The sequence below is a fragment of the Amycolatopsis sp. NPDC114505 genome, assembly GCF_055633615.1.
Window position 1 is genome coordinate 1,957,513 of record NZ_JBVKDV010000002.1, and the last position, 13,204, is coordinate 1,970,716.

The 13,204-nt window shown below is 74.2% G+C and carries 11 protein-coding genes; 9 read left to right on the forward strand and 2 right to left on the reverse strand.

All coding sequences use genetic code 11. The features are described 5' to 3' along the window. Nucleotides 1-42 precede the first annotated feature (42 nt). From ACZ7OU_RS27115 to ACZ7OU_RS27150, 8 genes are all read left to right on the forward strand, one after another. Nucleotides 43-171, forward strand: coding sequence for a hypothetical protein (locus ACZ7OU_RS27115; protein WP_284741555.1), 129 nt, complete (start codon nt 43-45; stop codon nt 169-171). A gap of 15 nt (nt 172-186) precedes the next feature. Next, nucleotides 187-1,374 carry a cupin domain-containing protein gene (locus ACZ7OU_RS27120; RefSeq protein ID WP_470237271.1) on the forward strand — a complete coding sequence of 396 codons (1,188 nt, stop codon included), beginning with the start codon at nt 187-189 and terminating at the stop codon, nt 1,372-1,374. Between the two features lie 139 nt (nt 1,375-1,513). Beyond that, nucleotides 1,514-2,440 (forward strand): sucrase ferredoxin, encoded by a 927-nt coding sequence (locus ACZ7OU_RS27125; protein ID WP_470257256.1) that lies wholly within the window; start codon nt 1,514-1,516, stop codon nt 2,438-2,440. Between the two features lie 202 nt (nt 2,441-2,642). Then, entirely contained in the window at nt 2,643-3,029 is a 387-nt protein-coding gene (locus ACZ7OU_RS27130) for a DUF805 domain-containing protein (protein WP_470257257.1), read from the forward strand. 43 nt (nt 3,030-3,072) lie between these two features. Beyond that, complete coding sequence (locus ACZ7OU_RS27135; RefSeq protein WP_470257258.1) at nt 3,073-4,854, forward strand: serine/threonine-protein kinase; 1,782 nt, start codon at nt 3,073-3,075, stop codon at nt 4,852-4,854. An 86-nt stretch (nt 4,855-4,940) separates the two neighbouring features. Next, the gene (locus tag ACZ7OU_RS27140; protein WP_470257662.1) at nt 4,941-6,119 is read left to right on the forward strand and encodes a right-handed parallel beta-helix repeat-containing protein; all 1,179 of its coding nucleotides are present in this window, start codon (nt 4,941-4,943) and stop codon (nt 6,117-6,119) included. Between the two features lie 2 nt (nt 6,120-6,121). Next, nucleotides 6,122-6,913: an FHA domain-containing protein gene (locus tag ACZ7OU_RS27145; protein ID WP_470257259.1), complete on the forward strand. Its 792-nt coding sequence runs from the start codon at nt 6,122-6,124 to the stop codon at nt 6,911-6,913. After that, nucleotides 6,910-11,184: an Hsp70 family protein gene (locus ACZ7OU_RS27150; RefSeq protein WP_470257260.1), complete on the forward strand. Its 4,275-nt coding sequence runs from the start codon at nt 6,910-6,912 to the stop codon at nt 11,182-11,184. Before ACZ7OU_RS27145 ends, ACZ7OU_RS27150 begins: the two co-directional genes overlap by 4 nt. Here ACZ7OU_RS27150 and ACZ7OU_RS27155 read toward each other — a convergent pair. Both ACZ7OU_RS27155 and ACZ7OU_RS27160 read right to left on the reverse strand, forming a co-directional pair. Beyond that, nucleotides 11,174-11,584: a YdgH/BhsA/McbA family protein gene (locus ACZ7OU_RS27155; protein WP_470257261.1), complete on the reverse strand. Its 411-nt coding sequence runs from the start codon at nt 11,582-11,584 to the stop codon at nt 11,174-11,176. The two genes, ACZ7OU_RS27150 and ACZ7OU_RS27155, sit on opposite strands and share 11 nt — an antisense overlap. Nucleotides 11,585-11,593: 9 nt before the next feature. Further along, nucleotides 11,594-11,995 (reverse strand): MerR family transcriptional regulator, encoded by a 402-nt coding sequence (locus ACZ7OU_RS27160; RefSeq protein ID WP_470237264.1) that lies wholly within the window; start codon nt 11,993-11,995, stop codon nt 11,594-11,596. A gap of 67 nt (nt 11,996-12,062) precedes the next feature. On the opposite strand from ACZ7OU_RS27160, the gene ACZ7OU_RS27165 reads away from it, so the two are divergent. Continuing rightward, nucleotides 12,063-13,199 (forward strand): oxidoreductase, encoded by a 1,137-nt coding sequence (locus tag ACZ7OU_RS27165; RefSeq protein WP_470257262.1) that lies wholly within the window; start codon nt 12,063-12,065, stop codon nt 13,197-13,199. The last annotated feature ends 5 nt before the right edge of the window (nt 13,200-13,204 follow it).

Here is a 13,204-nt window from a genome sequence, read left to right on the forward strand (position 1 = left end):
CGTAGCGTGGGAATCCCTGTCGTCGACGTTTGCGAGGTCCGGATGGAAAACGCCGCAACGCCCAACGAGATGCCCGCCAGTGGTCTGCTGCTCGGCGTCGAGACGCTGACGGCCGCGGTGGACCGGGGCAAGGCCAACGGCGCGGTCGCCGACAACGACGGCAACGACTAGCGGTCGTCCCGCTCCGTGACGGAGATTCCCGGACTGGCCGGCCTCGTGGCTCCGCTCGAGGCCGGCCAGTTCTTCGAAGACGTACTGGGGAAGGCGCCGCGGCGCTTCCCGGGCGAGAAGGGCCGGTTCGCCGGCCTCCTCCCGTGGCCGGAGCTGGACCGGGTGCTGCGGCAGCACCGCCTGGAGTTCCCCCGGCTGCGCCTCGCACTCGACGGCGAGGTCGTGCCCGCCCACACCTACACCGAGATGGTGTCGACCCGGCGCAACGGCTTCGTGCCGCGCGTGCTGTCGGCGCCCTTCGCCGAGCACCTGCGAGCTGGGGCGACGCTCGTCGTCGACTCGGTCAACGAGCTGGTCGACGGCGTCGGGGAGCTGGCGAGCCGGCTGGAGCACGACCTGCGGGAGCGGATCCAGGTCAACCTGTACGCGGGCTGGGGCACCACGCACGGCTTCGACGTGCACTGGGACGACCACGACGCGTTCATCATCCAGCTCTCCGGGCGCAAGCGCTGGCGCCTGCACGGCGTCACCCGGCGCGCGCCGCTGCAGCGGGACGTCGAGCTGCCGGAACGCCCGGAAGGGGAGCCGTACGAGGACTTCCTGCTGGAAGACGGCGACGTCCTCTACCTGCCGCGCGGGCACTGGCACGACGTGTCCGCCGTCGGCGAGGAGTCGCTCCACCTGACGATCGGGTTCAACGCCGCCACCGGCGTGGACCTGGTGGCGTGGCTGGCCGACCAGCTGCGGGCCGACGAGCTGTTCCGCGCGGACCTGCCCCGGTTCGCCGGGCCGGAGGTGCGGGCCGAGCGGGCCGAGGCGGTGCGCCGGCGGCTCGCCGAGCTGACCGCCGGGGACCTCGTCGACCGCTTCCTCGCCGACCGGGACGCCCAGGCCCCCGCGCAGACCCGCGTCGGGCTGCCGTGGGCGGCGACGGCGGAGCTGCTGCCGCCGGACGACGACTTCGAGGTCCGGCTGCTCGTCCCGCGTGCCGCGCTGGTGGACGGCGACGGCACCGTGGCGCTGGTCGGCGCCGGGAAGCGCCTGGTCTTCGCGGCAGCCGCGCGGCCGGTGCTGGCGGCGTTGCTCGGCGGCGCTCCGCAGCCGTTCAAGGTGCTGGCCGATGCCCTGCCGGGCGTCGACCGGGCGACCGTGCGGGCGTTGCTGGGCGAGCTGGTGACCCAGGGGCTCGTGGCGAGAGCGTGACGGCACCCCGGGTGGCGGTCAGGCCGCCACCCGGGTCCGCTCACCGCTCGATCGAGGGACCTCGTCGACGAGCCGGTCACATCAGGGGGATTGATTCGCTCGACTTCGGGTACGCTTAGGCATGCCTAAGTCAGGGTTGATGGCTGAGGCGGGAATCTGCTCTCCCAGCCCGACCGCGGCGCCCGCGTGCGCCGCACTGACCCGCGAGCTCGGTGGCGAGCCCGCCGGGACCGCCGCGCGCATGACGTCGTGGCTGCTCATCGAGCAGCCGGGTTCCTGGGGGCCGGACGCTCTCGAAGAAGTGCTGGCCGAAGCGCTGCCCGCCGCGCGGCTCGAAGCCGCCGCCGACGCCGGCCTGCGCCCCCTGCTCATCCGCAAGCCCGGCCGGCACGCGCGAGTGCCGGGTGCGCCGCGCGCGGTCTACGTCGCCAGTGGCCTGCCGGGGCACCGCTGGCTCGAACGGCTCGACATCGCCGACCTCGGCGAACTCGCCCACCTCGACCTCGAAGCCGTCGCCGCGGGCCGCCGCGGGCACGGCGAACCGGTGTCCGGCCCGCTCTTCCTCGTCTGCACGCACGGCAGCAAGGACATGTGCTGCGCGGTCTTCGGGCGTCCGGTGGTCACCGGGCTGGCCCAGAACCACCCCGGCCAGGTCTGGGAGGTCAGCCACGTCGGCGGCGACCGCTGGGCCGGCAACCTGCTGACGGTCCCCGACGGCTACCTCCACGGCAGCCTCGCGGTGACCGAGGCCGAGCTCGTCGCCAAGGAAGCGCTGAGCGGCAACGTCCGCTTGGAGAACCTGCGCGGCCGGACCGCCGCGGCGAGCCCGTGGTCGCAGTTCGCCGAGATCGAGATCCGCGGCCGCACCGGCCTGCGCGGCCTCGACGCCGTGCTGGCGATCGAAGAGGAATCCGGCGGTGACGTCCGGAAGGTGCTGGTGACCGGGGGAGCCCGACGGTACGAGGTCGTCGTGCGGCGCAAGCCGTCGACCGCGTCCGGGCACAGCCGCTGCTCCGCGCGAGTCGTGCTGGCCGCGTTCGAGGCGGAGTCCGTCCGCGAGGTCTGACCCGGGACCGGTCCCCGGAAGCTCCCGCTGGAACGAGCCCCGGGCGCGATCGCCGCCGTGATCGTGACGATCTCGAAGCCGCGGCCGCCGTCTGGTTCACCGCGGTACCGATCGCGCGGAACTACCTGATCGGCGACGCGCCGGCGACCGCCGACCAGCTGGGCCGGGACCGGTCCCTGGCCGCCTGCCCCAAGCTCGCCGCATGCACTTCGACGGCGTCGCGGAGAGAAGCAGGATCGGCTTCGGAGCCGCGCTGGCCCGGGCGGTGCGCCTGAGCTTCCGGTGCCGGGGCCGGGCGTCGCGGCCGGAGTTCTGGTACTTCTTCCTGGCTTACGTGCCGCTGGTCCTGGTGCTCGGGGGCGTCGAGAACGCCGTGGACGAAGAGTGGTTCTACACCGTCGCCACCGTGCTCTACCTGCCATGGCTGGTGCCGTTCGTCAGTGTCGGGATCCGGCGGCTGCACGACACCGGGCGGTCCGGCTGGTGGTGCGTCGGCGTCATCTCGTGCATCGGCTGGATCCTCCTCACCGTCTTCTGGAGCGAGCGGGGCAAGCCGGGGGAGAACCGGTTCGGCCCGCCGCCGCGGTGACAGGGGGTCAGCGGCGTGTCACGGCGTTCCCTAGACTGCCCCCGTGGGCAAGGGGCGAGTCGTGGCCGGCCGGTACCGGCTGGAAGAGGAGCTCGGCCGGGGTGGGATGGGCGTCGTCTGGCGGGCGGCCGACCTCGAGCTCGGCCGGCAGGTGACGCTCAAGCGGTCCCTCGGCGAGGACGCCGGGCAGATCCGGCGGGAGGCGCGGATCGGGGCCGGGCTGCTGCACTCGAACGTCGTCACGGTGTTCGACACGGTCGCCGACGGCGACGCGCAGTGGCTCGTCACGGAGTACCTCGCCGCGCGGAGCCTCGAAGAGCTCGTCGACGACGGCGGGCCGCTGCCCGAGGACCGGGTCCGGCGGATCGGCGCGCAGCTCGCCGCGGCCCTCGCGGAGATGCACGCCCGCGGCATGGTCCACCGCGACGTCAAGCCCGGCAACGTCCTGGTGACCGCCGACGACGTCGCCAAGCTGACCGACCTGGGCATCGCGCGCTGGACCGAGGTCACCCGCACCGGCGGCGCCCAGCTCACCGGCACGCTCGGGTACGTCGCGCCGGAGGTGGCCGACGGCGGTGAAGCCGGTCCCGCGTCGGACGTCTTCTCCCTCGGCGCCACCCTCTACGCCGCGATCGAAGGCCGGTCGCCGTGGGGATCCGGCGAGGACGGCCCGTTCGCGCAGATGCGCCGGGCCGCCGGCGGACGTCCGGCGCCGGCCGAGCGCGCGGGGCCGTTCGCGCCGGTGCTCGCCGCGCTGATGGCCCGGCACCCCGCCGACCGGCCCACCGCCGCCGAGGTGGTCACCCTGCTCACCGCGGACGCACCGGTCCCGAGGCGGCCGCGACGACACCTGCGCCGCCGGCTGCTCGCCGGGGCCGCGGTGGTGGTGGCGGCCGCGCTGGTGGCCGGGTTCGTCCTGACCCGGTCGTCGCCGGCGACCCCCGCCCCGGCCGCGGCCGGGCCGAACACCCTCGGCGCCGACCCCGCCGCGACCGACCCGTGCGCGGCGATCTCGACCGACTCGCTCGTCCCGTTCGGGCAGCCGTTCGTGGACCCCGAGGTGCTGGACTTCGGCACGTGCGTGGTCACGACCACGCTGTCCGACGACTCCGGTCAGGTGCAGAGCGTCCTCTCGCTGACCGGCCCGCTGCGGTACCCGACCCGGCCGCCGGTGCCCGGCAAGGTGGGCGACATCGAGCGCCCCGAGGAGCGCGACGGCAAGTGCGTTCGCGCCATTTCGCTGGCCGACGCCAACCGGATCGTCGTCATGTCCCACCGGGTGGACCGCGCGGAGGACGCGCCGCTGTGCGCCTTCTCGGAGGCGGTGCTGTCCGGCGTGCTGGCCAAGCTCGCCAACGGCCCGCTGCCGGTGCGCGAGCGGCCGTTCCCGGAGTGGTCGCTGGCGCACGTCGACGCCTGCGGCCTGCTCGACGCCGCCACGACGTCGGGCGCGCTGGGCCAGGCCAAGCAGCCCGACCGCGAGTTCGGCGGCTGGGGCTGCACCTGGGAGCACGACCCGCGCACGATCACCGTCGAGTACAGCCGGGAATGGCCGATCGAGGCGGACTCGGACGTGCCCGGCGACCGGATCCGCGTCGGCAACCGGAACGCCGTCGTGGCGCCGGTGCCGGACGGGCGGCCGGAGTGCGCCGTCGAGGTCGTGCACCGCTTCTACACCCCGGTGCTGCCCGTGCTGCCCGGCACCGACCCGCACCGGGAGGAGGTCGTCACGGTGTCCCTGCAGGACGCCAGGGCGGCCGACGGGACCGCGCTGTGCGCGACCGCGCGCTCGCTGGCGGAGGACCTCGTCCGACGGCTGCCGTGAACCGGGGACCGGTCCCCGGCGACCTCGGTTAGACAGTGCTTGTCGGGGAAAGCGGCCGGGGAAGGGACGGGGACGAGAAAGTGGCGATGCGGGTACTGGCCGGGGTGGCGCTGCTGGTGGCCACGACCGTTCCGACGGCCGAGGGGGCCGCCGGACCGGTGCCGCGGACCCTGCACGTCGGTCCGCACGGCGAGTACGCGGCGGTCCAGGCCGCGGCCGACGCGGCCCGCCCGGGCGACACGGTCGCGATCGAGGCCGGCACCTACCCGGGCGGGCTGACCATCCGCCACGACGGCGCCCCGGGCCGTCCCATCCGGTTCACCGGCGCCGGCGGCACGGCCGTGCTGGCCGGAGGCGGCGGCCTGGCCGTGGGCGGGCACAGCCGGCTGGAGTTCACCGACGTGACCGTGACCGGCTCGACCCGCTTCGGCGTGTACGCCGAGGGCGCGCACGACCTCGTGTTCGACCGCTTCGGCGTCGACGGCTCCCGCGACGGCGGGCTCGTGCTGGTCGGCACGCGGCGGGTGCGCGTCGCCCACTGCGACATCCGCGGCACCAACTCCCGCGGCACCGCGGCCGACCACGAAGCCCTCAGCATCGCCTCGGGCTCGTCGGACGTCGAGGTGTCCGGCTGCCGCGTGCACGACAACGGCGAGGAGGGCATCGACGTCAAGTACGACGACGCGGCCCGGGTGAAGATCCACCACAACGTCGTGACCGGCAACCGGGGGCCGGACGTCTACGTCGACTCGTCGTCCACTGTGGACGTCTACGCCAACGTCGTGGGCGGCACCCGCGAGGCCACCAAGGCCGGGATCGGGCTGGCCGTCGAGGACTACTCGGAAAGCCGGCTGCTCTCGGACGTCCGGGTCTTCGACAACCTGTCCACCGGCAACGCGCAGGCCGGGCTGAGCCTCTGGGTCGAGTCCGCCGGGACCATACGGAACCTCGAGATCGTCAACAACACCTTCGCCGGCAACGGCCGCGGCTCGGTGCTGATCGACGCCGACCGCTTCGCCGGGACGAACACCTTGCGCAACAACGTGTTCGGCGACGGGTCGGTCGACGCCGGGCCGTTCGCCGCCGACCACAACCTCGCCGGCGACCCGGGCTTCGCCGATCCGGCCCACGGCGACTTCCACCTCGTCGCGGGCTCGGCCGCGGTCGACGCCGGCAGCCCCGCGCACGCCCCGGCGGCCGACCTCGACGGGGTCGCCCGGCCCGCCGGCGCGGGCTTCGACATCGGCGCCTACGAGCGGAGGTAGCCGTGGCCACCGGACGCCTCGACCCGCACCGCCAGCACAGCCTGCGCCACGGCGTCGCCGACGTCGTGCCGGGCACGCTGAGCGCGCTCACCGTGACCGGCGGCGTCGCGGTGCCGCCCTCGCCCGGCAGCCGGGTGACCTTCGGGCGCAACCGGCTGGAGGTCGACGTCTGCGTCGGCGAGGAGGACGTGCGGATCAGCCGGATGCACGGGCTGCTCGTGCGCGAGCGGGACCGCTGGTGGCTCAGCAACACCGGCCGGTCGCCGATCCGGCTGTCCGACAGCGTCCTGCTGCACCGCGACGGCGAACCGCTGCCGCTGGCCGAGGGCTACACCGCGCTGTTCCTGCGCGGCACGCGTGAGCACGTGCTGGAGCTGCTCGTCTCCGACGGCGAGGCCGGCGTCACCACGCGCCGCCCGACCCAGCCGACGGCGCCGCCGAAACGCTGGCGGCTCTCACCGGAGGAACACCTCGTGCTGGCTGTGCTCGGGCAGCGCTACCTCGGCTACGACCCCCAGCCGCTGCCGCTGTCCCGGCAGCAGGCGGCCGCCGAGCTCGCCGAGCGGCGGCCGCGCGAGAACTGGACGGCCAAGCGCGTCGAACACCTCGTTTCCCGGGTCCGCCAACGGCTTTCCGACGCCGGGGTGCACGGGCTGCGGCGGGAGGAGGTGGGGGAGCCGGTGGGGCTGACGCTGACCGTGAACCTGCTCCGCGAGCTGGTGCTGTCGACTACCCTGGTGCCGATGGACCTGGAGTGGCTCGAACTCCCTGACGCCCCGCTGTTCCCCGAATGAGCGAGTCCCGCCTTCTCGACCTGTTCCGCGGCGGTCCGGAGAAGCGGCTGGCGCGCGCCACGGCCCGGCTCGCGTCGGGTTTTGCCGAACCGCCCGCCGCTCGGATGACCCGTGCCTATCGCACCGCTTTGCGGCTGGCGTTGCGGGTGGACACCGCGCAGGCCGAAGCGCTCTTCCGGCGGTACGACAACAGAATCCCGCCGGAGCGCTACCCGCTGACGGCGGCCGACGAGCCGTGGCTGACCGGCTCGGACCTGCCCGCGACGACGGTCGTGTTCGAGGTGGTGACGCGGCTGGGGCTGCCGGCGGCGCAGCTGCGCGCCCGGGACCGGCTGGCCGAGCTGCTCACCGGCGCCGCGTCGATCGTGCGCGCCTTCGATCGGTGGCGGGCGCTGGGCGTGCTCGACCTCGACGTCGTGACGCGGGTCCTGCGCGGCTACCCGGCGCAGGAGTTCGCCGGCGACGAGCAGATGTGGCGCCTGTTCTTCGAACACCTGCCGCCGGAGCTGGTGCCGGAGCTGTTCGAGGTCCGGCGGTTCCTCGGGCACGGCGCGGCGGCCGTCCGGCTGGCCGCGACGCGAGAGCAGGAACGGCAGGCACTGGACATCTGCCTGGCCGGCGCGGAGATCGATGACGTCACGGCCGGGCTCGCGCTGGCACGCGACCGCGGCGACGTCGTCACGGCGTTGTCCGGACGGCTGGGAGACCTGCTGGCCGACGCCGGCCGGTACGCGGAAGCGTTGCCCGCCTACGAAGAAGCCGGCCGCCTCGACGGGATGAGCCGGTGCCACGAGGAGCTCGGGCAGTTCGCCGACGCGCTCGTGACGTGCCCACCCGGGCAGGACGAGCGTCACGACGGGCTGGTGGACCGCTTCGAGGCCGGCGTCCACCGGCTGATCGAAGGGGAGGACTTCGCCGAGGCCGCCCGGCAGCTGCAGCGGGTCCTCGACCACGGTGAGCACCCCCGGCTGGCCGAGCTGCGGGCGACGCTCCTCGGCGTGACGCGCCGGCACTTCGGCGAGCTCCTGCGCCGCGGCGACGACCGGCGGGACGTCCTCCGCGCGTGGAGCCGGGTCGAGGAGGCGGCGGGGGAGCACGCCCTGGCGGCCGCCCGCGCCGAGGACGCCGGCGACTTCTTCCGCGCCCACCAGCAGTTCCGGCGCGCCGGACGGTACGGCGAGGCGGTCCGGGTGCTGCGGGACGACGACACGCCCGACGCGCTGACCGCCCGGGCCGAGGCGTGCGAGGCCGGCGGTGACGCGGCCGGCGCGGCCGGGCTGTTCGACCGCACCGGGCAGCCGGAACGGGCTGTCCCGCTGTACCTGGCGGCCGGCTGGTTCGCCGCCGCCGCGGACTGCCTCGTGCGGTGGCTCGGTGACGCCGCGGCCGACGACGTCCGGCTGGCCGAATGCCTGCGCCGGACCGGCGACCACGACGAGCTCGCGCGGCGCTGCCTCACCGCGGTCGAGGCGCGCGGTACCGCGTCCCCGGCCGCCGGCGTGCTGCGTGAGCTCGTCGACGACGGACTGGTGCGCCCGCACCTGCGCACGCGAGTCACCGAGGTGCTCGACGCGCTGGGCGCGCGGGACCGCGTCCGGTTCGAAGAGCGCGCGCAGGCGTGGGTCACCCGGGCCCGCGCGGACGTCGACGCGCGCTACAGCGGTATCTGGGGGTTCGACCTCGGCACCACGACCTGCGCCGCCGCCGTCTACGACACCGAGACGCGGCACCCGGTGTTCTGCCCCTGGAAGGGCGAGGTGCACTTCGCCTCGACGGTGAGCGTGGACCGCGACGGCACCGAGCTGGTCGGCCTGCACGGCGAGGAGACGCTCGTGCCGTGGCTGGTCGGCCACATCGACGCCGCGAAGCGGAAGATGGGCCGGGGCACGCTCTTCAAGGTCCGCGACCGCACGTTCCGGCCGGAGGAGGTCGCCGCTCGGCTCGTCCGGCACGCCCGGGGCCTGGTCGAGACCTTCCTGGCCGAGCGGGTGCGCGAGCGCGTCGCGGACCTGGCCGCCGAGGAGCTGGGCGAGGTGCACGAGGACTGGCTGGCGTGGGCCGAGCGCAACCACGACCTGCGGCTGGAGCGGCCGCGGGTGGTCGTGACCATCCCGGCCTACTTCACCAACAACCAGAAGGCCGCCACGCGCACGGCCTGCCGCATCGCGGAGGTCGACCTCGTCCGGCTGATCCACGAGCCGACGGCCGCGTGCATCACCGCCGCGCGCGAACGGCGGCTCGGCGGCGCGATCGCCGTCGTCGACCTCGGTGCCGGCACGCTGGACCTGAGCCTGCTCGACGTCGGCGAGAACGTCTACGACGTGCGGGAAGTGGGCGGGGACAGTGCCTTCGGCGGCAAGGACTTCGACACCGCCGTCACCACGGCGCTGGCGGGCGAGCTGGAGCGGCGCGGTATCGCGGTGCCGGCGAGCGGCCCGGCGCGGCGCCGCCTGGCGATCGCCGCGGAGCGCCTGAAGGTCGAGCTGTCCGCGCGGGAGCACGCCGAGTACGAGCTGCGCGGCTTCGGCGACGGCGACGTCCGCCTGGAGCTGACGCGCGCCGAGCTGGCCGCGATCCTGGCCGGGCAGCTGGCGCACCTGCACGAGATCTGCGCCGGCTTCAGCTCCTCGGTCAAGACCCGTCCGGACCACCTGGTGCTGATCGGCCGCCCGATGTTTTCCCCGCTGGTCAGGGAAACGGTCGAGCGCGCGTTCGGGCTGCGCCGCACCGTGGTGGCCGACCCGCGGACCGCGGTGGCCGGGGGCGCCGCGCTCCTCGGCGCGATGCGTGACGGCTCGCTGGACGACATCGTCCTGCTCGACGTCACGCCGCTGTCGCTGGGGATCCGGGTGCACGACGAGCACGACCGCGAGAGCCTGACCGAACTCGTGCCGCGCTCCACGACCATCCCGGCGACGCGCTCGAAAGCGTTCACCACGCACGCCGACAACCAGTCCGTGGTGCGCGTCGAGATCTTCAACGGCGGCCTCGACCAGGAGTCGAAGATCGGCCAGTTCCTGCTGTCCGGGATCCCGCCCGCCGAGAAGGGCGTGCCCCAGATCGACGTCACGTTCGAGATCGACGCGAGCTGCGTGCTGTCGGTGACCGCGCGCGACCGGGCCACCGGCAAGGCCGCTTCGATCCGGATCGCCGACACCACCTTGCTTTCCCCGCGCGAAGTCGCCGAACTGACCCGAAGCTACGAACGGCAGCGCGAAGTCGAGCGGCGGCAGCAAGAGCTCACGGACCTGCGCGAGCGGCTGCGTGAGCTGGCGGCGTCCACAATGGACGACGACAGCGACGCGGCGTGGCAGGAGTTCCGGCACCGCTTGGGGAATCACGTTCCCGTGCCCGGCGCCGACGACGCCGGGCTGCTGGTCGAGATGTTCGGCGAGGCCGGCCGGACCGAGCTGGACCTGCGTCGCGCGCGGGAGTCGGTGCGCGAGACCGCCGTCGCGGCGCTGAACCACCTCGACCGGCCCGGCGGTGACGCGGCCGCCGATTTCGCCGAAACCACGCGGCTGACCGATGACCTCACCGCCCGGCTGACCGTGCTGCGCGACCTGGCGACCAGGATCGCCCGCTGGAACGCGGTCCTCGTGCGGCTGGCGCTGGCCGAGCCGGATCCGCTGCGCCGGTTCCGCGCGCACTACGCGGCCGGCGACTACCGGCAGGCACTGGCCGCGCTCGCCGAGCCGCCCTCGGCCGCCGACGACCGCCGCCGGTACGCCCGCTGCCTCGCCGAGACCGGCGACGTCGAGGGGTACCGGAAGTTCCGCCGGGCCGAACCGGCTGAGGTGCCGTCCGCGCTGGTCAGGGTGGGCGACCGCGCCGGCTTCCTGGTCTCGGACCGCCTGGTCGTCACCGGCCGGGCGGGCCTCACCGCGGACGCCGTCGTCGCCACCGGCCTCGGCGCCCGGAGCGTGACCCGGACCCACCTGCCGGACTCGCCGGAGCACGCCGTCGCCGTGCTGCGGCTGGCCGAGCCGGTGGAAAACACCCCGCTGCCTTTGGGATATCCCGCGCTGGTGCGGATCGGCGACCGGCTGCGGACGTCGGACGGCGAAACCGGCCTGGTCGACCGGTGCGACACGGCGGCGGGAGTCCGGCTGTTCCACGTGCGGGTGGCGCCCGCCGACGTGGGCGGGCCGGCGCTGGACGAACTCGGCGAGGTGATCGGGGTCGTGGTGGCGGCCGAGCCCGGCGGAGTGCTCGTGCTCGGCGTCGACGCTCTTGATCCGCCGCTGGCCGAGGCGGGGTTCAGTCGCTGAAGTCGCCGTTGAACGACTGGGTCGACGCGCCGTCCCCGCTGCCGCTGGTCTGGCCCCACGGCTGTCCGTCCACTGTGGCCGTCGCGTTCACCTCGCCGCCGGCGGAGAGCATGACGATGTTGTAGACGTGCTTTCCGGTGTGGGGCGCGAAGCTGAACGTGCGGCTCCACGGCAGCTTGACGTCGTTTTCCTCGGTCGTCTCGCCGTCGACCGTGGAGGTCAGCTTCGTGAGGACCGCCGTCCCCGCGATCTTGATCTCGAGTTTGTGCGGCTGGGCCGGGGGAGCGCTGGACGTGGCAGCGGTTCCCGGTGTCGCCGGTGCGGGCGACGGTGTCCCGCCGACGCCGGCCGAGCACCCGGCGAGCAGGACGGTGGCGGCGAGCGCGCGCAGGAACCTCATACCCCGACTTTAGTGCGGACGGCAGGGTTTCGGGGCGTTCTCGGCGACGATCGACGGCGGTGGCGCGCAGGAGTCCGCGCCCGCGGAGGTGATGATGGTGTCCAGCCGTTCCCGCGCGCCGGTCAGCTCGCGGACCAGCTTGTCGATCCGGTCGCGTTCGGTGACCAGTAGCTCGAGGACCTCCGGGGTCGCCCGGCCGGCCCGGACCGACGGCATGATCGCCTGGATCGACTTGCTCGACAGCCCCGCCGCGTAGAACTGCTGGATCAGCCAGACCACGCCCACGCCGGCGTCCGCGTACGAGCGGTGCCCGCCGGCGCTGCGCTCCGGCACGAGCATCCCTTTTTCTTCGTAGTAGCGCAGGGCGCGCACGCTGACGCCGGTCTTCTCGGCGAGCTCTCCGATGCGCATGGGCCCTCCCGGCGTGATCTGCGGCACAAGACGTTGAACCTCACGTCCACGTCAGATTCTAGCCTGGGTGTCAACCGACCAGGAGGAGCTGAGATTCGTGGAAACCCGCGCCGCACAACTGCTTTCCCGCCCGATCACCGTCGGCGGCCTGACGCTGCCCAACCGCGTCGCCATGTCCCCGATGACCCGCGGGTTCTCGCCCGGCGGCGTGCCCGGGGCGGACGTCGCCGCGTACTACGCCCGCCGAGCCGCCGGCGGGACCGGGCTCGTGATCACCGAAGGCTCGTACGTGAACCACCCGTCCGCCGGCCAGCACGACCTGGTCCCGCACATGTACGGCGACGGCGCGCTGGCCGGCTGGACCCGCGTCACGACGGCCGTGCACGACGCCGGCGGGCGGATCTTCGCGCAGCTGCAGCACGTCGGGATGGCGCGTCTGGCCGGGGATCCGCCGTACCCGGACGCTCCGGCGATCGGCCCGTCGGGTGTGCCGCTCGAGGGCACCGTCCGCGGGCACGCCATGACGCGGGCCGACATCGACGCCGTGCTGTCGGCGTTCGGCGAGGCGGCCCGGGAGGCGGAACGCGCCGGGTTCGACGGCGTTGAGCTGCACGGCGCCCACGGCTACCTGATCGACCAGTTCCTGTGGTCGCGGACCAACCGCCGCACCGATCGCTACGGCGGCGGCGTGCGGGCGCGAGCCCGGTTCGCGGCCGAAGCCGTCGCCGCGGTCCGGGCCCGGGTGGCGCCCGGCTTCCCGGTGGTCGTGCGGCTGTCGCAGTGGAAGGCGTCCGACTACGCGGCCCGGCTCGCCGACACACCCGAGGAGTTCGGCGTCATCCTCGGGGAGCTGGTCGACGCGGGCGTGGACGCCTTCCACGCCTCCACCCGCCGCTACTGGCAGCCCGCGTTCGACGGTGCCGACCTGAACCTCGCCGGCTGGGCCAAGAAGCTGACCGGGAAACCGGCGATCACCGTGGGTTCGGCGGGCCTGGACCGGGAGTTCACCGCGAGCATGGCCGGGGAAGCCGCGGGCCGCGCCGGGATCGACGACCTCCTGGACCGCCTGGAGGCGGACGAGTTCGACGTCGTCGCCGTGGGCCGCTCGCTGCTCGCCGACCCGGACTGGACGGCGAAGATCCTCGACGGCCGGGACGACGACATCGTCCCGTTCACCCCGGCGGCACTGGGCGTCCTCGGCTGAGCGGG

What these genes read in the sequence shown, in the direction of transcription:
- ACZ7OU_RS27115 (WP_284741555.1), top strand. Translation starts at nt 43, where the DNA reads ATGGAAAACGCCGCAACGCCCAACGAGATGCCCGCCAGTGGTCTGCTG.
- ACZ7OU_RS27130 (WP_470257257.1), top strand. Translation starts at nt 2,643, where the DNA reads ATGCACTTCGACGGCGTCGCGGAGAGAAGCAGGATCGGCTTCGGAGCC.
- ACZ7OU_RS27160 (WP_470237264.1), bottom strand. Translation starts at nt 11,995, where the DNA reads ATGCGCATCGGAGAGCTCGCCGAGAAGACCGGCGTCAGCGTGCGCGCC.
- ACZ7OU_RS27125 (WP_470257256.1), top strand. Translation starts at nt 1,514, where the DNA reads ATGGCTGAGGCGGGAATCTGCTCTCCCAGCCCGACCGCGGCGCCCGCG.
- ACZ7OU_RS27140 (WP_470257662.1), top strand. Translation starts at nt 4,941, where the DNA reads ATGCGGGTACTGGCCGGGGTGGCGCTGCTGGTGGCCACGACCGTTCCG.
- ACZ7OU_RS27155 (WP_470257261.1), bottom strand. Translation starts at nt 11,584, where the DNA reads ATGAGGTTCCTGCGCGCGCTCGCCGCCACCGTCCTGCTCGCCGGGTGC.
- ACZ7OU_RS27150 (WP_470257260.1), top strand. Translation starts at nt 6,910, where the DNA reads ATGAGCGAGTCCCGCCTTCTCGACCTGTTCCGCGGCGGTCCGGAGAAG.